Origin of the sequence: Fusibacter paucivorans (assembly GCF_018390735.1) — a bacterium.
Taxonomy (GTDB): Bacteria; Bacillota; Clostridia; order Peptostreptococcales; family Acidaminobacteraceae; genus Fusibacter; species Fusibacter paucivorans.
Window position 1 is genome coordinate 1 of sequence record NZ_JAHBCL010000092.1, and the last position, 1,218, is coordinate 1,218.

The 1,218-nt window shown below is 29.3% G+C and carries 3 protein-coding genes; all 3 read right to left on the reverse strand.

The genetic code is table 11. The annotated features are described in order from the left end of the window. A partial coding sequence (locus KHM83_RS20080) for a transposase (protein ID WP_213238727.1) occupies positions 1–140 on the reverse strand: 140 nt, incomplete at its 3' end. Between the two features lie 72 nt (positions 141–212). Next, entirely contained in the window at positions 213–809 is a 597-nt protein-coding gene (locus KHM83_RS19570) for a hypothetical protein (protein WP_213238725.1), read from the reverse strand. Between the two features lie 151 nt (positions 810–960). Next, positions 961–1,218, reverse strand: a 258-nt coding sequence (locus KHM83_RS19575; protein WP_213238726.1) for a hypothetical protein, incomplete at its 5' end; no start/stop codon positions are given.

Below are 1,218 nucleotides of genomic sequence, written 5' to 3' on the forward strand. Positions count from 1 at the left end.
CTTATCCATGAACTGAGGGTTGATTTTCCGATTTTGAGTTCTTTTGCTACTTCCTCGCCTGTTTTGCCAGATGAATAGTAATAATTGACAGCATCTTGTTTAAATTCTTTTGAAAATTGCTCTTGATTTTTTGTTCCCATGAGCCTTCTCCTTTTGAATTGGGTTTATTATATCTTGTATTCTAAAAAGACTCAACTTTACTTGTCCTATTTTTATACTATCATCACTATTTTTCTATTACTATTATCGTAATGAACTATAAATAAATTTTTCTCTCTAACAACTTGAATTATTACTGTATCTATTAAGGAATAGTATGAAATTCCCAATATTATTGTAATAATAAATAATATACTAATTACAATTACTTTTGTAGTAATAGTTTCAGATTTCCAATTACTTTGATTAGAAATAATAATTAATGATGTATAAAAAAATATTGAGTAAATAGCAGATACTAAAATTGAAGATATCATCTGATAACGCTTTAATGAATCACGAATTTCTTTAATTTTTTCCTTATTTACTTTAAAATAAATAAAGTACATATTATAAAAGACTAACGGTACAATAAAAATATATATCCAATTACTATTTATTCTATCTTGGATTATTTCAAAAGATAAAATTCCAATACAAACAGATGTACTTAATAAAGTAATTATCACATGTGATGAAAAATAATTTCGTTCATAATACACTGTGCTTAACCTTTTCTTTTTGTTTTTTACTCTGTTTTTCAAAAAATTAACTGTCTGTACTATTATTGGTGCTACTGCAATCAACTGTAATACATTATTTAAATTCATAATTATATCCTTTAAAATATTTTAGCTAACGTTCCCACGATTCACGGATGTTCCTCTCTTTTTCGCAAAGCGGAAAAAGTGGCGCAAAACTTGCTACTCTTAGTATATTCGTTACTTATCAGTAATATCCTTCCAGTTTCCATAAAAAAATTCATTCCTCTGTAAGTTTTGTGACATCAAGAGGAATGTTGGGAATCGGCGTGTTCGTATAATTGAAACATACCAGTTTGATCGAGGTATGTTTTTTTTGGTATATATCTCCTATCAAACTAGGCGTAGAACGATCGACGTGTAGAGCCTCGAGCTTGTCGCATAAACTGTTCACGCTAACATTTTGTATGTATATCTCGATTAAGCTGGTTGGGCTTTTAGCCCGCATCACCGCACGAACCTGAGAAACGGCATTTTG